Source organism: Curtobacterium sp. NPDC090217, assembly GCF_044746705.1.
Classification (GTDB): domain Bacteria; phylum Actinomycetota; class Actinomycetes; order Actinomycetales; family Microbacteriaceae; genus Curtobacterium.
Window position 1 is genome coordinate 773,926 of record NZ_JBIVCR010000001.1, and the last position, 17,722, is coordinate 791,647.

At 72.0% G+C, this 17,722-nt stretch carries 21 protein-coding genes and 1 pseudogene; 13 read left to right on the plus strand and 9 right to left on the minus strand.

Translation table 11 applies throughout. From position 1 onward, the window contains the following. Positions 1-7 precede the first annotated feature (7 nt). The 5 genes from ACIPJ2_RS03920 to ACIPJ2_RS03940 all read right to left on the minus strand — a co-directional run bounded on the left by ACIPJ2_RS03920 (position 8) and on the right by ACIPJ2_RS03940 (position 3,033). Complete coding sequence (locus ACIPJ2_RS03920; protein ID WP_281266403.1) at positions 8-322, minus strand: hypothetical protein; 315 nt, start codon at positions 320-322, stop codon at positions 8-10. Continuing rightward, positions 319-510, minus strand: coding sequence for a hypothetical protein (locus ACIPJ2_RS03925; protein ID WP_402727650.1), 192 nt, complete (start codon positions 508-510; stop codon positions 319-321). The genes ACIPJ2_RS03920 and ACIPJ2_RS03925 overlap by 4 nt, the downstream gene beginning before the upstream one ends. Further along, positions 507-968: an Asp23/Gls24 family envelope stress response protein gene (locus ACIPJ2_RS03930; RefSeq protein ID WP_402727651.1), complete on the minus strand. Its 462-nt coding sequence runs from the start codon at positions 966-968 to the stop codon at positions 507-509. The genes ACIPJ2_RS03925 and ACIPJ2_RS03930 overlap by 4 nt, the downstream gene beginning before the upstream one ends. A 162-nt stretch (positions 969-1,130) precedes the next feature. Further along, positions 1,131-2,339 carry a helix-turn-helix domain-containing protein gene (locus ACIPJ2_RS03935; protein ID WP_402727652.1) on the minus strand — a complete coding sequence of 403 codons (1,209 nt, stop codon included), beginning with the start codon at positions 2,337-2,339 and terminating at the stop codon, positions 1,131-1,133. Between the two features lie 22 nt (positions 2,340-2,361). Then, a complete protein-coding gene (locus ACIPJ2_RS03940; protein ID WP_402727653.1) occupies positions 2,362-3,033 on the minus strand; it encodes a DUF4232 domain-containing protein in 672 nt (223 codons plus the stop codon). 112 nt (positions 3,034-3,145) lie between these two features. Between ACIPJ2_RS03940 and ACIPJ2_RS03945 the strand changes: the two genes are divergently transcribed. Then, on the plus strand, positions 3,146-3,442 hold the full coding sequence (locus ACIPJ2_RS03945; protein ID WP_402727654.1) for a hypothetical protein: 297 nt from the start codon (positions 3,146-3,148) through the stop codon (positions 3,440-3,442). Positions 3,443-3,490: 48 nt separating this feature from the next. Here ACIPJ2_RS03945 and ACIPJ2_RS03950 read toward each other — a convergent pair whose 3' ends face one another. After that, positions 3,491-3,922 (minus strand): NUDIX domain-containing protein, encoded by a 432-nt coding sequence (locus ACIPJ2_RS03950; RefSeq protein ID WP_402728310.1) that lies wholly within the window; start codon positions 3,920-3,922, stop codon positions 3,491-3,493. Beyond that, on the minus strand, positions 3,919-5,229 hold the full coding sequence (locus ACIPJ2_RS03955; RefSeq protein ID WP_402727655.1) for a glutamyl-tRNA reductase: 1,311 nt from the start codon (positions 5,227-5,229) through the stop codon (positions 3,919-3,921). Before ACIPJ2_RS03955 ends, ACIPJ2_RS03950 begins: the two co-directional genes overlap by 4 nt. A gap of 38 nt (positions 5,230-5,267) precedes the next feature. Between ACIPJ2_RS03955 and hemE the strand changes: the two genes are divergently transcribed. The 12 genes and pseudogenes from hemE to ACIPJ2_RS04015 all read left to right on the plus strand — a co-directional run bounded on the left by hemE (position 5,268) and on the right by ACIPJ2_RS04015 (position 15,359). After that, positions 5,268-6,389, plus strand: a complete 1,122-nt coding sequence (gene hemE, locus ACIPJ2_RS03960; protein ID WP_402727656.1) for a uroporphyrinogen decarboxylase — start codon at positions 5,268-5,270, stop codon at positions 6,387-6,389. Continuing rightward, entirely contained in the window at positions 6,386-7,702 is a 1,317-nt protein-coding gene (locus tag ACIPJ2_RS03965; protein WP_402727657.1) for a protoporphyrinogen/coproporphyrinogen oxidase, read from the plus strand. Before hemE ends, ACIPJ2_RS03965 begins: the two co-directional genes overlap by 4 nt. A gap of 95 nt (positions 7,703-7,797) precedes the next feature. Continuing rightward, the gene (locus ACIPJ2_RS03970; protein WP_281266412.1) at positions 7,798-8,052 is read left to right on the plus strand and encodes a hypothetical protein; all 255 of its coding nucleotides are present in this window, start codon (positions 7,798-7,800) and stop codon (positions 8,050-8,052) included. Further along, positions 8,049-8,507, plus strand: coding sequence for a phage holin family protein (locus tag ACIPJ2_RS03975; RefSeq protein ID WP_402727658.1), 459 nt, complete (start codon positions 8,049-8,051; stop codon positions 8,505-8,507). The genes ACIPJ2_RS03970 and ACIPJ2_RS03975 overlap by 4 nt, the downstream gene beginning before the upstream one ends. A 26-nt stretch (positions 8,508-8,533) precedes the next feature. Beyond that, positions 8,534-8,770: a DUF3618 domain-containing protein gene (locus ACIPJ2_RS03980; protein WP_281266414.1), complete on the plus strand. Its 237-nt coding sequence runs from the start codon at positions 8,534-8,536 to the stop codon at positions 8,768-8,770. A gap of 58 nt (positions 8,771-8,828) precedes the next feature. After that, positions 8,829-9,548, plus strand: a complete 720-nt coding sequence (gene hemQ, locus ACIPJ2_RS03985; protein ID WP_402727659.1) for a hydrogen peroxide-dependent heme synthase — start codon at positions 8,829-8,831, stop codon at positions 9,546-9,548. Next, complete coding sequence (locus ACIPJ2_RS03990) at positions 9,545-10,780, plus strand: ferrochelatase (protein ID WP_281266416.1); 1,236 nt, start codon at positions 9,545-9,547, stop codon at positions 10,778-10,780. The genes hemQ and ACIPJ2_RS03990 overlap by 4 nt, the downstream gene beginning before the upstream one ends. After that, entirely contained in the window at positions 10,777-11,754 is a 978-nt protein-coding gene (hemC, locus tag ACIPJ2_RS03995) for a hydroxymethylbilane synthase (RefSeq protein ID WP_402727660.1), read from the plus strand. The genes ACIPJ2_RS03990 and hemC overlap by 4 nt, the downstream gene beginning before the upstream one ends. 29 nt (positions 11,755-11,783) lie before the next feature. Beyond that, a pseudogene (locus tag ACIPJ2_RS04000) lies at positions 11,784-12,467 on the plus strand (uroporphyrinogen-III synthase); the annotation flags it as partial. A 66-nt stretch (positions 12,468-12,533) separates the two neighbouring features. Continuing rightward, a complete protein-coding gene (gene hemB / locus ACIPJ2_RS04005; protein ID WP_402728311.1) occupies positions 12,534-13,526 on the plus strand; it encodes a porphobilinogen synthase in 993 nt (330 codons plus the stop codon). Then, a complete protein-coding gene (gene hemL, locus ACIPJ2_RS04010; RefSeq protein ID WP_402727661.1) occupies positions 13,526-14,878 on the plus strand; it encodes a glutamate-1-semialdehyde 2,1-aminomutase in 1,353 nt (450 codons plus the stop codon). Before hemB ends, hemL begins: the two co-directional genes overlap by 1 nt. 19 nt (positions 14,879-14,897) lie before the next feature. After that, positions 14,898-15,359, plus strand: coding sequence for a DIP1984 family protein (locus tag ACIPJ2_RS04015; RefSeq protein WP_402727662.1), 462 nt, complete (start codon positions 14,898-14,900; stop codon positions 15,357-15,359). 223 nt (positions 15,360-15,582) lie between these two features. Here the strand turns inward: ACIPJ2_RS04015 and ACIPJ2_RS04020 are convergent, their stop codons facing one another. Both ACIPJ2_RS04020 and ACIPJ2_RS04025 read right to left on the minus strand, forming a co-directional pair. Continuing rightward, on the minus strand, positions 15,583-16,368 hold the full coding sequence (locus ACIPJ2_RS04020) for an ABC transporter ATP-binding protein (RefSeq protein WP_402727663.1): 786 nt from the start codon (positions 16,366-16,368) through the stop codon (positions 15,583-15,585). Further along, positions 16,365-17,693, minus strand: a complete 1,329-nt coding sequence (locus ACIPJ2_RS04025) for an FCD domain-containing protein (protein ID WP_402727664.1) — start codon at positions 17,691-17,693, stop codon at positions 16,365-16,367. The genes ACIPJ2_RS04020 and ACIPJ2_RS04025 overlap by 4 nt, the downstream gene beginning before the upstream one ends. Between the last annotated feature and the right edge of the window lie 29 nt (positions 17,694-17,722).

The following is a 17,722-nucleotide window of genomic DNA, read 5'->3' on the forward strand; positions in this document are numbered from 1 at the left end:
CGATCTCCTAGGCGACGCGGGTCTCGCGCTCGCGCACGATCCCGGTCAGTTCGATGTGGGCACTGCCGACTCGGCGCCCGGTGAGGGCGCTGACCCGGTCACGGACCTCGGCCGCGGCGGCCGTCGCGCGGCCGACGAGGTCGTCGGCCGCCGCGATCGGTCCCGTGATGTCGAGGGCGAGCGACCCTTGGTGGTCTCCGAGTCCGACGTGGACCCGTTTCGCCGGGGCACCGAGGTGCTCGGCTGCGACGGCGCGCGCGCACGAGGTCAGGGCCCGCGCCGTGATCTCGACGCGGCCCGCGACCTCCGGGCCGCCGGTCACCGGGAGCTCCGGCGCCCGGTCAGCACGTCGGTCAGGGCACCGCGGTCGATGCGTCCGGACACGAGGGCGGCCACGAGGGCACCGACGAGGGCGAACACGACGACGAGGACGAAGCCCCAGAAGCCGAACTGCAGTGCGACGACTGCCAGGATGGCGCCGATCAGGGCGCCGGTGATGGTGGTGCTCATGCGACTCGCGCTTCCTTCTTCTCGTCATCGTCGTCGTCGTCACCCGGGATGAAGACGTCCTGCACGGTCACGTTGATCTCGGTGACCTCCATGCCGACGATCTGCTCGAGCGCACGGCTGACCGACGAGCGGACGCCCTCGGCGACCTGCTGCAGCGGCACCGGGTACTCGGCGACGATCACGATGTCGGCCGCGACCTGCTTCTCGCCGACCTCGACCTTGACGCCCTGTCCGAGGTCACGCTGGCCGATGGCGTCGCGGATGGCGCCGATGGCACGGGCTGCGCCGCTGCCGAGGGAGTGGACGCCGTTGACCTCACGGGCGGCGATGCCGGCGACCTTCGAGACGACGGTGTCGTCGATGACGGTCTTGCCCGTCGTGGTGCCCGACGTGGCCGGAGCCGTCCGTGCGGCCGTGGTCGCTGCTGCGGTGCCCGGGGTGCTGGTCGTGTCTGCCATGGTTGCTTCCTTCCGTGAGTCCCGCCAGGTGATCCCAGCGGTTGCTGTTCACGGATGAGACGGGCTGACCCAGACAGAAGTCACACGGGATCACTGCTTCTCAGAGAAGTGCCAGACAACGGTCGATCGGGGGACAGGCTTGTCCCCCGCAACACGGAGGGCTCAGGGATCGACGCGGATTTCGTCCGCCTGCGTGCGCTTCCGGACGCTCCGGTCGGACACGGCTCGGACCGCACGGACGCGGGCCATCGGCGTCGTCCCGAGCTCGCGTTCGAACAGCTGTTGCAGCCGTCGCGGCTGGAGCCCCACCGCGCGGGCGATGCCTCCGACGGTGAGCGGTTCGGCGGCGTGCGCGTCGATGAAGGCGAGCGCACGCCGCAGTCGCGGGGACGGTGCCTCCGAGCCGGGAGCGGCGGCGTGGACCGCTCGGACGGTGGCGCCCGGGGACTCCTCGAACCGGTCCCGGTAGGCGGCAGCGAACCGCCCGCCGTTCGTGAAGCCCCACGCGTGCGCGATCTCGGTGACGCAACCGGGATCGGCGGTCCGCAGGAGTTCGCTCCGCACCCCGTCGAGGCGCTGGTCTCGGAGGAAGCGACTCGGTGTCTTCCCCAGCGTCCGCAGGAAGACGTCCTGGAGCCCGCGTTCGCGGAGGCCCACGGCGTCGGCGATCGTCCCGACGGCCGGCCGTTCGCGGGCGTGCTCCTCGATGAACCGGATCGCGTCGCGCAGTCGGCTCGCCAGGGGCACGTCGTCGCCGCGGTCGCGGAGCGGGAACGTGTCGAGGACGACGACGGCGAGCCGTCGGTTGAGCGCGGTGCGCATCGGTCCCCGGACCCGGTCGTCGAGGAGCGCCGGCCCGAGCTCGCGGATCAGGCGACGGAGGGGTTCCCGGCGTGCGACGACGTCGTCCTGTTGGTCGAAGAGCAGTGGGCCGTCCGGCAGCAGGAACCCGAGCTCACGGCCGACCGAGCGGAGGAACCGGTCGGCGATGTGGACGCCGTTGTAGAGGGTGTCCTCCGACTCGAAGCGGTACGCCTCCGACGCGGAGGCGATGTAGGGCGCACCGGGGAGCACGACACGGGTGCGGTCCGCGAAGTGCATCTCGAGGTGCCCACGCGTCAGCCAGAACACGACGTGGTCGTCCCGCGGACCGATCACCCCGCTGCGACGCCCGCCGGACGCGTCCATGGTGCGCAGGGAGAGGTCGTCGTCGCCGATGACCGAGTACTCGTACCGGGTCCCCGGCGCCACCTCGGTGTCCGAGGCGAACCCGGATCCGCCGTACTCGGAGGTGAAGATCGCCGTGTAGCCGCTGCCGTCGACGTTCGTGAACCGCTCGCGGCGGAACCCCCTGGACGACGTTGTGCTCACGAGGACATCATCACATCAGCGGTCAGGAAGACGCCTGTCCTTCCGGCACGAGTGCCTGGACGGACAGGAGCTGCGCCTGTGCGTCGTTGCAGGCGGTGTAGTCGGTGTCCGCGACGAAGAGCGACGCCTTCGACCCCGGCGGGTAGACGCGGAACCCGTCCGGCGTCCGTGGGGAGCACGCCGCGTCGGAGTAGTTGCCCGCCTGCCCGATCTTCAGCGGTGCGACGGCGGTCTGTCCGGGCGCGAGGGTGACCGTCGGGTGCGGGGATCCCTTGTCCTGCTCGGCGGCGGCGCCGATCTGGGTGCCGTTGCCCCCGCCGACGAAGGAGACGCCCGGCCACCCCTGGAGCGTGCAGCTCGCGGATCCGGTGTTCTGCAGGGCGAGGTGCACGACGACGCTCCCGGCTGCACCCCCGCTCCCGGGCTGGATCGACGCGGCGAGGTCGCCGGCTGCACACTGCCCGGAACCGCCGGCCGATGACCCACCGCTCGACGATCCGCTGCCCCCGCCGGCGGACGCAGAGGCCGACGGCGCTGGCGAGGTCGACGGGGTCGGTGTCGCGGTGACGGTCTTCGTCGCGGTGGCGGTGGCCGTCGCGGTGTCGTTCCCGCCGGACGCGCACCCGGCGAGGGCCCCGATCGCCAGGATGCCCACCGCCCCGAGCATGATCACGGTTCCCTTGCTGGACTGCATGACGGCAGGTAACCACCGCGGGAGACGATGCGTCCCGGTATCCACTCAGGGACCGCGAGCACACTCGCGCCGTACGGCACCGTTGCCGTGCACAGGACCCGGAGGACGGACCATGGCAGGCAAGCACGAACAGATCCGAGGCGACGGAGACCGCGCGGACGGCGTCGAGCCCGTCGCGGGGGCGTTCGTCGACAGCGACATCCCTGGCGAGGAACAGCCCAGGTCGAACGAGCCGGTCGGCGAGTTCGTCGCGAGCGACATCCCCGGCGAGGACGTCCCCACGACGACGGACACCGACGGCGAGTACGTCGAGTCGGACATCCCCGGCGAGGACGAGCCACGCCCGTCCGGCGAGGTCGGGCACTACGTCGACACCGGCAGCGGCACCGACGACACAGAGAACGGCTGAGCAGCGGACGGCTGAGCAGCGGACGGCTGAGCCGCGGACGGCTGCGGGCTAGTCGATGAGATCCGCCTGCGTCAGCAGGCGGATCGTCTCGACACCAGCCGGCGGGCACCGGTCCCGGTCCGCGGAGGTGACCCACTCGACCTCGTCCACCTCTGCGGAGGCGACGGGCGTGGCGGAGTCCAGCGGGCCTCCTGGCCGGACCAGGAAGAGGGTCATCGCGACCATCGTCCCCGGAGCTTGCCCGTGCGCTGGCTCGGTGACGACGGCGAACTCGTCGACGTCGGTGGCTGTGAGCCGCAGACCGGTCTCCTCGAACGCCTCCCGCAGCACGGCCTCGACGTCGGTCTCGTGTGCCTCGGCCTTGCCGCCCGGCAGGTAGAGCACGTCGCGCTGTCGCGCTCGCACCATGAGCACGCGACGGTCACGGACCAGCAACAGCGCGCTGACGCGCAGCGTGGGAGCGTCGGCCGGGAGGCTCAGCTCGCGTCCGCCTCGTCGTCGCGCACCGGGGCGGTCCGGTCCGCCAGCGGCACGACGGGGGTGGGGACGTCCAGTTCCGCCTCGGGTTCCGGGCGCACACCGTAGAGGGCCTCGAGCGCGCCGACGAACTCCTCGCCGCGCCCGGCGCGACCCAGCTCGCGCGCGCGGACCGACGGACGGTGCAGCAGGACGCCGACGAGGTGCCGGAGCGCCCGCTCGGTGTGCTCCGCCGACTCCGGCGTGCTGTCCCCGCGTCGGTTGGCGCGGTCGATCTCGTCGTCGAGGATGTCGAAGACGTGCTTCCGGAACGCCACGAGCGCCGGGGTCGTCGACTGCTCGAGCGCCTGCGCACGGAAGCGGGACACGGCGTCGTCGACCATCGCCCTGGCTTCCGACTCGGCGTTCAGCTCGGAGATGGGCGCGTGGATGCTGATGGTCTCGAGGTCGAGCAGCTCGACGCCGTCGACGTGCGTGGCGTCGGGGTCGACGTTGCGGGGGAGCCCGAGGTCGATGACGATGCGCCGGACCCCGTCGTCGAGGTCGGCCGGCTCGATCACCGGGACCTCGCTCGAGGTGCAGGTGATGACGACGTCGCTCGTGGCGATCGCCCGGCGCAGGTCGTGGGCGGCGACGAGGTCGTGCTTCGCGGCGAACCACGGGGCGCGGCCGGACGGCGAGTACACCTGGATGCGCTCGGCTCCGCGGTCGCGCAGTGCGGCGATCGTCGTGGCCGCGTAGCTACCCGTCCCGACGAGGAGCACGTTCGTCTTCGCCCAGTCGGTCACGCGGGACGACGCGAGTTCGAGGCCGAGGCGCACGAGCGAGCGACCGGCCGCCCCGATGCGGGTGCGGGTCTTGACGCCGCGGGAGGTGTGCGCGGCTTCTTGGAAGAGCCGCTCGAGGTCGGAGGTGGTGGTGCCGTTGGCGCGCGCGTCCTCGAGCGAGCGGCGGACCTGTCCGGAGATCTCGGTCTCGCCGATGACCACGGACTCCAGGCCGCTGGAGACGGCGAAGAGGTGCTGGACGACGTCCTTGCCGCCGAGCACGGAGACGGAGTCGAGGACCTCGGTGCCGGCCAGTCCGCTGGCGCTGGCGACGGCCTCGACCGTGGCGGACACGGCGGAGTCGCTGTCGCCGGCGATGTCGAGGTAGGCCTCGAAGCGGTTGCAGGTCGCGAGGACCACGGCACCGTCGAGGACGTCCGACTCGGTGACCAGTCGGGAGGCGGCCGCGGGGGCGCCGATGCTCAGTCGCTCCAGGAGGTCGAAGCTGGCGTTGCGATGCGACGCCGTGAGACAGATGAGCACGTACTCCATGGTACCGCGCTCGATGGGAGAATCGTGCGGTGACCGACGCATCCACAGCCGCACTGCCCGCAACGCACCCGCTCGCCGACGGTCGCACCGCCCGATCCCCGCTGGTCAGGGCCCTTCGCGGGGACCGCCCCGAGACGCTGCCGGTGTGGTTCATGCGCCAGGCCGGACGGTCGCTCCCCGAGTACCGCGAGCTCCGCGTCGGCACCGCGATGCTCGACGCGTGCCTCGACCCGGCGATGGCGTCCGAGATCACGCTGCAGCCCGTCCGCCGGCACGGGGTGGACGCCGGCATCTTCTTCAGCGACATCGTCGTCCCGATCAAGCTCGCGGGTGTGGACGTCGAGATCGTCCCCGGTCGGGGCCCGGTCCTCGGCTCCCCGATCCGCACGGCTGCTGACGTCGACGCGCTCGAGTCGCTCGACCCGGGCGCGCTCGCACCGATCGCCGAGGCCGTCCAGCGCACCGTCGCCGAACTCGGGAGCACCCCGCTCATCGGGTTCGCCGGTGCCCCGTTCACCCTCGCGGCCTACCTGGTCGAGGGCGGCCCGTCGAAGGACCACATCCGCGCCCGCACGCTCATGCACGCCGAGCCGGAGACGTGGTCGCGCCTGCTCGCCTGGGCGGCCGAGGTGTCGGGGACGTTCCTCCGCGCCCAGGTGCTCGCCGGGGCATCGGCCGCACAGCTCTTCGACTCGTGGGTCGGGTCGCTCTCCCGCGCCGACTACCTCGAGCACGTCGCACCGCACTCCGCCGCGGCGCTCGCGCACGTGGCCGACCTCGGCGTCCCGCGCATCCACTTCGGCGTCGGCAGCGGTGAGGTCCTGCGGGACATGACGACCCTCGGCACCGACGCGGTCCAGGTGGACGCGGTCGGCGTCGACTGGCGGCTCCCGTTGGACGAGGCCGTCGCCCGCGTCGGCACCGGCGTCACCGTGCAGGGCAACGTCGACCCGGCGATGCTCTCCGCGCCGTGGGAGGTGCTCGAGGCGCACGTGCGCGACGTGGTCCGTCGCGGTGGCGCTGCACGCGCGCACGTCGTGAACCTCGGGCACGGAGTCCCGCCGGAGACCGACCCGACCGTGCTGACCCGCCTGGTCGAGCTCGTGCACGCGCTCGGGGACGGGACCGACGTCGCCGGGAGCCCCGCGTGACGGAGGCGATCGTCGTCGGCGGCGGGGTCGCCGGGCTCGTCGCCGCTCGTGACCTCGCCAAGGCCGGGGTGCACGTGGTGCTCGTCGAGGCCTCCGGCACGCTCGGCGGCATGGTCCGCCGGCACACCGTCGCCGGCATCGACCTCGACATGGCGGCGGACTCGTTCGCGACGAGGACCGACGCCGTGTCGACGCTCGCGATCGAACTCGGCCTCGGCAACGACGTCGTCGCGCCCGACCCCAGGGGTGCGTGGCTCATGACGCGCTCCGGCAGGGTCGCCCCGATCCCCGCGACCGGGCTCCTCGGCATCCCAGGCAGCCCCATGGCAGCCGACGTGCTCGCCGTCGTCGGCCAGGGCGCCGCCTTCCGGGCCCAACTCGACTCCCTCATCCCGTCGCCGGTCGGTGCGAAGGACCGGTCGCTCGGCGAGCTCGTCCGGAAGCGGATGGGCGCGAGGGTCCTCGACGACCTCGTCGTCCCGATCGTCGCCGGTGTCCACTCGACGCACCCGGACGACCTCGACCCCGACCGTGTCGCACCGGGACTCCGAGCAGCCCTGCAGCGCGAGGGCTCCCTCGCCCGCGCCGTGCTCGCGCTCCGCGAACGTGCGACGGCCGGCTCCGCGGTGCAGGGCATCCGGGGCGGGATCGTCCGGATCGTCGACGAGCTCGTCCGTGACATGGAGACGTACCGGGTGGACGTCCGGCTGCACACCCGTGCGACCGCGATCGAGCGGGCTGCGGTCGAGGTGCAGGGGGCGGACGGCACCACCGAGCGACTCGTCGCCGACCACGTCCTGTCGGCGGTGCCCGACCCGCACCGACCGGCTGCGCCAACCCGCACCGGCATCGAGCTCGTCACCCTGGTGGTCGACCAGCCCGCCCTCGACGCCGCGCCGCGCGGCACCGGGATGCTCGTGCACCCGGATGCCACCGGTGTGCGGGCGAAGGCGCTCACGCACGCCACCGCGAAGTGGCCGTGGCTGGCCGATGCCGCCGACGGGCGCCACGTCCTGCGACTCAGCTACGCCACGTCCGCAGCCGAAGCGGCGGACGTGGGGACGAGCCTCCCGATCGATCCGCGGAGCGAGACCGGCATGCGGGCGACGACGGACGCGACCACCCTGCTCGGGACGCCGATCGCCCCGGAGGACGTCGTCGGAGCAGCCCGCGTCCTCTGGAACGGTCCGGACGGCGGCGCCGCCGGCCTCGCCGACGGCGTCGTCGGGATCGGGGAGGGGTCCCGCGGTCGGGGGCTCGCCGGGATCGTCGACGGAACCAGGTCCGCCGTGCGGGGTCTGCTCGGTTCCTGAGCGGACCGCCGACCCCCCGAGGGCTACTGTTGGTGGAACGCCGACACATTCCGTTCGGCGCATGACCACCGCACACTGACTCAAACGGAGGAACCATGCGAGGCAGGCTCCTGTTCGTCGCCGGCGCAGCACTCGGGTACGTCCTGGGATCGCGAGCCGGACGGGCGCGGTACGAGCAGATCAAGACCGTCACCGGCAAGATCTGGAACAGCAACGGCGTCCAGCAGGGCGTCCACACCGTCGAGGAGTTCGTCGCGGACAAGACGCCCGACGTGGCCGAGTTCGTCGGTGAGCAGACCAAGAAGGTCGTCCGCAAGGTCGGCCAGAAGAAGGACGCCCAGGCCTCATGACCGACACCCGTGACCGGAAACCGCGATCGCTGTTCGGTCTCGTCGGGGACGTCCCACAGCTCGTCAAGAACCTCGTCAAGGGTGAGATCGCGCTCCTCAAGGCCGAGCTGGTCGGCAAGGCGAAGGTCTTCGCGATCGCCGCGGGGCTGCTCATCGCGGCGCTCGTCATCGTGCTCTACGCGATCGGCGTGCTGCTGACGGCTGCCGTGATGGGCCTCGCGACGGTCATGCCCGCATGGCTGGCGGCGCTGGTCGTCGCCTTCGTGATGCTCGTCGTCGCCGCGATCCTCGGACTCGTCGGCTGGAAGCGCTTCAAGAAGGGGCTGCCGATCACGCCGAAGCGCACGATCGACAGCGTGAAGAACGACATCAACGCGGTGAAGGGCATGGGCAAGAAGCCCACACCAGAGACCCAGCACGCGTCCCGCAAGCCGGACGTCGGCGGCCGGTTCTGACGCCCGTACCATCCCCGGAGGAACCCGTGACCGACCAGCACCCCCACGACCAGCTCGCCGACGACGTCGCCGCGACCCGTGCCCAGCTCTTCGACACCCTCGACGCGATCGAGGACAAGCTCAACGTGCCGAAGCAGATCGGCATCGCCGCGTCGAAGGTGAAGCGCGGCGCGCAGGAGAACCCGGTGCCGTACCTGGCCGGGCTCGCAGCGGGCGTGGCAGTGGTCGGGGGTATCGTCGTATCGGTGCTCCGACGGCGGTAGCGCTCGCCGCCGGACGGGGAGCGGCGTTCCCCCTTGCAACCGATAGGACAATGGACGCATGAGTTCCACCGTGCCCACGCACGAGCCGTCCCCTGACTCCGGGATCGACCCGAACCTCCTCACGGCGTACGCGCTGTGGGCCGTGTTCCGCCGGCCCCTCGGCCCGATCCACACCGTCGGTGACGACGCCGTGGCCGAGCTCGACGCCGTCGTGAGCGCCGCCGCCGGCCGCGGCGTGACCATCCGTGGGTTCTACGACGTCTCCGGCTTCCGTGCCGACGCCGACGTCATGATCTGGCTGCACGGCGACGACGCGCAGGCGATCCAAGCCGTGCTGCGCGAGATCCGCCGGACCGGGTTGTTCCAGGACGCCGAACCGGTGTGGCACGCGATGGCGATGCACCGCGAGGCCGAGTTCAACAAGCGGCACACCCCCGCGTTCCTCCGTGGCAAGGACCCGGAAGCCTGGATCACGGTGTACCCGTTCGTCCGCTCCTACGAGTGGTACCTCCTGCCAGAGGAAGAGCGCAGCACGATGCTCCGCGACCACGGGATCGCCGGCGCGAAGTACCGCCGCGTGCTGACGAACACCATCGCCACCTTCGCCCTGAGCGACTACGAGTGGATCCTGCCGCTCGAGAGCCCCGACCTGGTGGACCTCGTCGACCTGATGCGCGACCTGCGCTACACCGAGGCGCGCATGCACGTGCGCGAAGAGGTCCCCTTCTTCACCGGTCGTCGGGTGACGACCGCCGAGCTGCCGGAGGTCCTGTCATGACCGACACGTCCAAGATCACGAACGGCCAGCTGGTGATCGCCGCGACCCCCGCTGCTGCGGACGGCCCCGAGCACGTCGAGACCCCGGTGGCGTACGACGCCATCCTGCTCGCCGGGTTCGGCGGACCAGAGGGCCAGGACGACGTCATCCCGTTCCTCCGCAACGTCACGCGTGGCCGTGGCATCCCGGACGAGCGGCTCGAAGAGGTCGCGCACCACTACCGCCACTTCGGCGGCGTCAGCCCGATCAACGCCCAGAACCGTGCGCTGAAGGCCGCGCTCGAGGCCGAGCTCGCCGCGCGCGGGATCGACATGCCGGTCCTGTGGGGCAACCGCAACTGGGAGCCCTACCTCGAGGACGCCTTCACCGAGGCGGCCGAGAAGGGTCACACCAAGCTCATCGCCATCGCCACGAGCGCCTACTCGTCGTTCTCGAGCTGCCGGCAGTACCGCGAGGACTACGCCCGCGTGCTCGACGCCACCGGCCTGATCGACACGATCCAGGTCGACAAGGTCCGGCAGTTCTTCGACCACCCGGGCTTCGTCCGTCCGTTCGTCGACGGTGTGCGGGACGGCATCGCACAGGCGATCGCCGAGAACGACGGACTCGACGTCGCGAACGAGCTGCAGATCCTGTTCTCGACGCACTCGATCCCGTCGACCGACGCCGCCAAGTCCGGTCCGGACTTCCGTGGCTTCGGCGACGGCGGTGCGTACGCCGCCCAGCACGAGGCCGTCGCACAGGTCGTCCTCGACCAGGCGTGGGCGGAGCTCCTCGAGCAGCCGGAGCACGCGCACCTGCAGGGCACGACGAAGCCGGCGTGGAAGCTCGTCTACCAGTCGCGCTCCGGCCCGCCGACGCAGCCGTGGCTCGAGCCCGACATCAACGACTACATGAACGAGGAGCTCAAGGGAGGCCCGACCCGCGCGGTGCTCATCGTGCCGCTCGGCTTCGTGAGCGACCACATGGAGGTCATGTGGGACCTCGACGAAGAGGCGACCGAGACCGCCGAGGAGCTCGGCTTCTGGTCGATCCGCACGCAGACGCCCGGCGTCGACCCGGCGTACGTCGCCGGCCTCGTCGACCTGGTGCTCGAACGCGTCAACGGCACCCCGACCGCGGAGCGTCCGCACATGACGGACATCGGCCCCTGGTACGACGTCTGCCGTCCTGGGTGCTGCGAGAACGAGCGTGCCGGGTTCAAGCCGGCGGCTGCCGGGCTCGCACCGTGACCGACGAGCAGCCGGCCGCCGGTGGCCCGACGCCGATCCGGCTCGGGACCCGCGCCAGCCGGCTCGCGGTCGCGCAGTCGCAGGACATCGCCGACCGCCTGTCGAAGGCGGCCGGTCGTCCGGTCGAACTCGTCACGGTGACGAGCGAGGGCGACACGAACCGTGCGTCGCTGGCATCGCTCGGCGGCACCGGCGTCTTCGCCAGCGCCCTGCGCGAGGCCCTCGTCGCGAACGAGGTCGACGTCCTCGTGCACTCGCTCAAGGACCTGCCGACGGCGCCGTACCCGGGGCTCACGATCGGCGCGGTGCCGAAGCGTGCCGACGCCCGTGACGTCCTGGTTGCCCGGAACGCCGCCACGCTCGACTCCCTGCCGGAGGGCGCGAAGGTCGGTACGGGGTCGCCCCGCCGCGTCGCTCAGCTCAAGGCGAAGCGCCCAGACCTCGAGGTCGTGGACATCCGCGGCAACATCGACACCCGCATGGGCCGCGTGGAGGACGACCTCGACGCCGTGGTGCTCGCCGCCGCCGGCCTCGGCCGCATCGAGCGACTGAACGAGGCGACCGAGTTCCTCGACCTCGGTTTCTGGCCGAGTGCTCCCGGGCAGGGCGCGCTCGCGGTCGAGATCCGTTCGGACGAAGTCGACCGGAACCTCTTGGCTGCGCTCCGGAAGATCGAGCACGCGGCGACGCGACTGACCGTGTCGGCCGAGCGTCGGGTCCTCGAGAAGCTCGAGGCGGGCTGCTCCGCACCGATCGGCGCCACGGCCATCGTCGACGCCGAGATGCTGCTCGTCTCGGCCACGGTCTACCGACCGGACGGATCCGAGTACCGCACCGCGTCGCACGCCGCCGTCCTCGACGGCTCGGCGCAGGAGCGTCTCGCCGACGCGCTCGAGGTCGGTGACCGCGTCGCGGCCGAGCTCCTCGAGAACGGTGCCGCCGACCTGGCGGACATCGCGACGTCGTCGGAGTAGCCACGGACACCCGGGCGTCCGTCGTCGTCATCCCGCGGGGTGGCGGCTGGGGCGACCGTGTCGCCGCGGCCGCGCGCGAGCGCGGGCTGGACCCACGGATCGTCCCGTTGATCTCGTCTGCGCCCCCCGTGGATCCGGTCCCGTTGGAGACGGCGGCCTGGAGGCTCGGATCACCCTCCGCCGCCGGTGACGAAACCAGCGTGGCTGGTTACGAATGGATCGTGGTGACCAGTGCGACGGCGGTGCGCGTCCTCGCCGGACGCGTGGCGGTCCTCCCGTCGGGTGTCCGCGTGGCGGCGGTCGGTGACCGCACCGCCCAGGCCGCCCGCGATGCGGGCTGGGCGGTCCACCTCGTCCCGGAGGACGCGTCGGCGCGCGGGCTCGTCGACGCGTTCCCGGACGTGTCCGGCGCGGTGCTCTTCCCGCGGTCGGACATCGCCGCTCCCACCGTCGTCGACGGCCTGCGCGCCCGCGGCATCGACGTGGACGACGTGGTCGCGTACCGTACCGTGGGGACCGGCGACGAGCCGGTCTCCCTCGACACGGTGCCGGATGCGGTCCTCGTGACGAGCGGCAGCGTCGCCCGCGAGATCGCCCGCCGGATGACCCCGCTCGACCCCCGCACGCTCGTGGCGTGCATCGGCCCCGGAACCGCCGCTGACGCCCGCGCCGCGGGACTGCCCGTGCACGTCGTCGCGCCGGCCCGCTCCGCAGAATCCCTCCTCGACGCCGTCGTCGAGATCCTGAACCAGAACGCCCCCGAACAGGAAGGCACCTCAGTGACCGGCCGCTTCCCCCAGGTCCGCCCCCGCCGACTCCGCGCCACCCCGGCGATGCGTCGTCTGGTGGCCGAGACCCGTCTCCACCCCTCCGAGCTCGTGCTGCCGATGTTCATCCGTGAGGGCGCCACGTCCGCGGTGGACATCACGAGCATGCCAGGGGTGCAGCAGCACTCGCTCGACTCGTTCCGGCGCGCGCTCGTCGACGCCGCCGACGCAGGGATCGGCGGGGTGAACCTGTTCGGCGTGCCCGTCTCGAAGGACGCGACCGGTTCGGGTGCGACCGACCCCGACGGCATCCTCAACGTGGCGATCCGTGTCGCGCGTGAAGAGGTGGGTGACGCGCTCGTCGTGCAGTCCGACCTGTGCCTCGACGAGTTCACCGACCACGGGCACTGCGGTGTCCTGGCAGCGGACGGCAGTGTCGACAACGACGCGACCCTGCTGCGCTACCGCGACATGGCGGTCGCCCAGGCCGAGGCCGGCGCCGAGCTCGTCTGCATGAGCGGCATGATGGACGGCCAGATCGCCGCCGCACGTGACGCGCTCGATGCCGCGGGGTTCACCGGCACCGCACTCCTCGCGTACGCGGCGAAGTACGCGTCGGCGTTCTACGGCCCCTTCCGCGAGGCCGTGTCGTCGTCGCTCGTCGGCGACCGGCGGACCTACCAGATCGATGCCGCGAACGGTCGCCAGGGCCTCCGCGAGGTGGCTCTGGACGTGGACGAGGGCGCCGACATCGTGATGGTGAAGCCCGCGATGAGCTACCTCGACGTCCTCGCCTCGACCGCTGCGACGTCGCCGGTCCCGGTCTGGGCGTACCAGATCTCCGGCGAGTACGCGATGATCACCGCGGCGGCGCAGAACGGCTGGATCGACCGCGACGCCGCCGCGATGGAGTCGCTCGTCGGCATCAAGCGCGCCGGCGCCGACGCGATCCTGACCTACTTCGCGGTCGACATCGCCCGCACGCTCCGCCAGGAAGGCATCTGATGACGACCGCAGCTTCTCCCATGACGAACGGCCAGCTCTTCGGCCGCGCGAAGAACAGCATCCCCGGCGGCGTGAACTCGCCGGTCCGCGCCTACGGTTCCGTCGGCGGCACCCCGCGGTTCCTGGTGTCCGCGAAGGGGCCGTACGTCACCGACGCCGAGGGGCGCGAGTACGTCGACATGGTCGCGTCGTGGGGGCCCGCGATCCTGGGGCACGCCCACCCGGGCACGGTCGAGGCCGTCCAGCAGGCCGCCGCACGCGGGCTGTCGTTCGGTGCGTCGACCCCGGGGGAGACCGAGCTCGCCGAACTCGTGAAGCAGCGGGTGTCGGTCGACGGCGACGGCCCCATCGAGAAGCTCCGACTCGTGTCCACCGGGACCGAGGCCACGATGACGGCGATCCGGCTCGCCCGCGGGTACACCGGTCGGGACCTCCTCGTGAAGTTCGCCGGGCACTACCACGGCCACTCCGACTCCCTGCTGGCCGAGGCCGGCTCCGGCGTCGCGACGCTCGCGCTCCCGGGGAGCGCCGGCATCACCGCGGAGACGGCGGCGCAGACCCTCGTGCTGCCGTACAACGACCTCGACGCCGTCCGCCGCGCGTTCGACGAGCACTCCGAGCGCATCGCCGGCGTCATCGTCGAGGCCGCCGCCGCGAACATGGGTGTGCTCGCGCCGGAACGTGGCTTCAACCGGGCGCTCGCGCAGATCGTGCAGTCGCACGGCGCGCTGCTCATCGTCGACGAGGTCCTCACCGGGTTCCGCGTCGGGGCTGCCGGGTGGTGGGGGCTCGAGGCGTCGAAGGTCGTCCCGGACGGCGCCGGGTGGAAGCCCGACCTGATCACGTTCGGCAAGGTCATCGGTGGCGGCATGCCCCTCGCCGCGCTCGGTGGTCGTCGCGATGTCATGGACTTCCTCGCCCCGCTCGGCCCCGTGTACCAGGCGGGGACGCTCTCCGGGAATCCGCTGGCGGTGGCCGCCGGGATCGCCACGCTCCGTGCGGCGACGGCATCGGTCTACGAGTCGCTGAACCGGACGGCGTCGGTGATCTCCGCGGCGACGTCGGAGGCGCTGTCGGCCGAGGGGGTCGCGCACACCGTCCAGCGCGCCGGGAACCTGTTCTCGTTCGCGTTCTCGGAGCAGGCACCGCGCAACTACGACGACGTGCGGGCGCAGGACACCTGGCGGTACGCGCCGTTCTTCCACGCGATGCTCGATGCCGGTGTGACGCTGCCGCCGAGTGTGTTCGAGGCGTGGTTCGTCACGGCCGCCCACGACGACCGTGCCGTCGGGCGGGTGCTCGACGCGCTGCCGGCTGCGGCGAAGTCGGCTGCAGCGGCCACGGCCCCCTGACCGCTGGTTGGATGGCGGCATGCAACTCGCCGAAGCCCTCATCGAGCGGACCGACCTGCAGAAGCGCATCGAGCAGCTCCGCGCCCGGATCGCGGGGAACGCCCGCTACCAGGAGGGCGAGGAGCCGGACGAGGACGCCGCTGCGCTCCTGGTCGAAGCCGAGTCGGCGATCGATGGCCTGGAGTCGCTCGTCGCCCGCATCAACGCGACGAACTCCGCGACCGTGCTCCCCGACGGCACGACCGTGACCACACTCCTGGCGCGCCGTGACGCCCTCCGGCTCCGGCACGCGCTGGTCACCGGCGCAGCAGACGCGACGACCGGTGGTGGCTCGTACCGGCAGATGCGCAGTGAGCTCCGCACGTTCGCCGCGCTGCCGACGGCGGAGCTTCGGTCACGTGCCGACGCCCTCGCGAAGGAGCTCCGCGAGCTCGACGCGACGATCCAGCGCACGAACTGGGAGGTCGCCCTGGCGGACTGACACGACGAGCACGCGGTGCGTCGGTAGGCGGACCGGGGCGGGTACGGACCCGATGGACCGGCGGGTGATCCGGTCCTCTGTCGGCGCCGTGGGCAGCGCCAGGCGCAAGCCGTGCACATCGCAGCCCAGCACCGAGCACCGGTGACGGCGTACAGGGCACATCGCAGAACCGCGTACCGACCGGACCACCGAGGGTGGGACAGGGGACAGCACCGCTTCCCGGCTAGGCCGAGCGTCGAGCGTGCCAGCGCCCTTCGGCGCGCACGATGGCGAGCGGGAAGTCGAACGCGTGCGACACGGCGGACGACGTGATCACCTCGTCGGCGTCGCCCTGTGCGACGGCGGCACCGTCCCGCAGGAGCATCGCGTGCGAGGTCGACGCAGGCAGGTCCTCGAGGTGGTGCGTGACCATCACGCTGCCGAGGTCCGGGTGCCGTCCGCGGAGGGCGTCGATCGTCTCCAGGAGGTGCTCGCGGGCGGCGACGTCGAGCCCCGTCGCCGGCTCGTCGAGGAGCAGGAGCTCCGGCTCCGACATCAGTGCTCGGGCGATGAGCGCACGGCCGCGTTCGCCCTGGGACAGGACCGGCCACCGTGAGTCGCGACGTGCCGTGAGTCCCACCGAGGCGATGTGCTCCTCGGCGCGTGCGACCTCGTCCGCCGTCGGCTCCCACCGCATCATGAGGTCCGTCGTCCCGGTCAGCCCGGTCAGGACGGTCTCGAACACCGTCAGCGGGGAGAGCATGCGGTGCCGGGGGTCGACGTGCCCGATGTGCTCGCGGAGTGTTCGGACGTCGACCCGGCCGAGCCGCGATCCGAGGACCTCGACCGTGCCGGCGGTGGGGTGCCCGGTCGCCCCGAGAACGGCGAGCAAGGTCGACTTGCCGGCGCCGTTCGGTCCGAGCAGGGCCCAGTGCTCGCCGCGCCGGACGGTCAGGTCGATGTCGTGCAGGAGGTCTCGGCCGGACCGGGTCACGCGGACGCCGGCGGCACTGATGAGGACGTCGTTCACGACTCCATCGTTCCGTACCGCGCACGGACGTCGACGACGTGCGCGTCGAAGTGGGTGGCGAGCGCGTGGAACGCCTCCGACACGGTGTCGGCGTCGCGGGAGTGGACTGCCTGGTCGAGCAGCTGGAGGTAGTCCTCGACGGCCCACTGCCGGACCGGCGGCGGCTCCGGCAGGATGTACGCCAGCCGGGAGATCACGACGCTCGTCGTCTGTCGCATGGCGCGGTTCGGGCTGCGGAGCGCGAAGAACCTGGCGATCTCGAGCAGCGTGCCCGTGTAGGCGAAGTCCCGGACCCTGGCCTCGCGCCGGGTCCGAGCGACCAGGGCGTCCAGCTCGGCGACGTCCGCGTCGGTCAGGTCCGCGATGCAGGTCCGTGCGCACATCTCGTGCAGTCCGAGCAGCAGCCCGATCGTCTCCGCCCAGTCGTCGACCGTCGGCGTCGTCACCAGGATGCTGTCGTCGCGGTCGGGACCGGCGGCGACGAGCCCCATCACCTCGAGCCGTCGGATCATCGGCAACAGGCGCTGCAGGGGGACCCGGAACCGTGCGGTGAGGTCCCGGAACGCGTACGAGCGACCCGGTTCGAGCGACCCGTCGCGCACGGATCCGAGGAGTTCGAACCAGTCGTCGTCCGCGCGCCAGTCGGCCCAGTAGAGGGTCTCCGACGCTCCTCCAGCCGGGTGGGCCAGCGTGTCCGGCTCCCGGCCGAGTTCTCGGGCGCTCTCCGCCAGGTAGCGGCGCCACAGCCGCGCCAACACGTGCGCGGCGCGTTCGGCGCTCCGGACGTCCCGGAGGCGGAGCGCCTGCGACGAGGAGGCCAGCCAGGCCTCGACGTCCGGGTTCCGCCACGGGGGTCTGGTGGCCAGGCCGTAGCGGGTCTGCTGCATCGACCGCACGAGGAGTCGTGCCGTGAAGGACTCCGGGCCCGTGCCCGCCCAGAAGTCGAGCGTCGCGAGCACCGTCGTGTCGAGCTCGTCGCCACGGTCGGCAGCCGCACGACGCGTGGCGGCCACGAGGGCGGCGTACCGCTCGACGTCGTCGTCCGTCGCGACGGGCACCAGGGCGCGCATCGCCACCTCGACGACACCGACGAGCAACCAGGTGCCCTCGGCCCACGCCACCGGGTCGAGCGGCGGGAACCGCACCACGTCCCCGGGCAGCACACGGGCCAGGCCGATGTCCGCGAGCCGCTGCAGGGCGCCCTCGAGCACCGCTGGGTGCACGGCGAACCGATCGCAGAGCGCGAGCACGTCGTAGTCGGTGTCGTCGCGGAGCGAGCCGTCCCGGATGCCGGCGAGCACGGTGGTGAACGCCTCGTCGAACACGGGACGACGGTCCCTGTTCGAGCGCGCGT

Bases quoted from the DNA above. Each gene is read 5' to 3' on its own strand.
- ACIPJ2_RS03940 (WP_402727653.1), bottom strand. From the start codon at position 3,033: ATGCAGTCCAGCAAGGGAACCGTGATCATGCTCGGGGCGGTGGGCATC.
- hemQ (WP_402727659.1), top strand. From the start codon at position 8,829: ATGAGTTCCACCGTGCCCACGCACGAGCCGTCCCCTGACTCCGGGATC.
- ACIPJ2_RS03925 (WP_402727650.1), bottom strand. From the start codon at position 510: ATGAGCACCACCATCACCGGCGCCCTGATCGGCGCCATCCTGGCAGTC.
- ACIPJ2_RS03975 (WP_402727658.1), top strand. From the start codon at position 8,049: ATGACCGACACCCGTGACCGGAAACCGCGATCGCTGTTCGGTCTCGTC.
- ACIPJ2_RS04015 (WP_402727662.1), top strand. From the start codon at position 14,898: ATGCAACTCGCCGAAGCCCTCATCGAGCGGACCGACCTGCAGAAGCGC.
- ACIPJ2_RS03970 (WP_281266412.1), top strand. From the start codon at position 7,798: ATGCGAGGCAGGCTCCTGTTCGTCGCCGGCGCAGCACTCGGGTACGTC.
- ACIPJ2_RS03930 (WP_402727651.1), bottom strand. From the start codon at position 968: ATGGCAGACACGACCAGCACCCCGGGCACCGCAGCAGCGACCACGGCC.
- ACIPJ2_RS03945 (WP_402727654.1), top strand. From the start codon at position 3,146: ATGGCAGGCAAGCACGAACAGATCCGAGGCGACGGAGACCGCGCGGAC.
- ACIPJ2_RS03990 (WP_281266416.1), top strand. From the start codon at position 9,545: ATGACCGACACGTCCAAGATCACGAACGGCCAGCTGGTGATCGCCGCG.
- hemL (WP_402727661.1), top strand. From the start codon at position 13,526: ATGACGACCGCAGCTTCTCCCATGACGAACGGCCAGCTCTTCGGCCGC.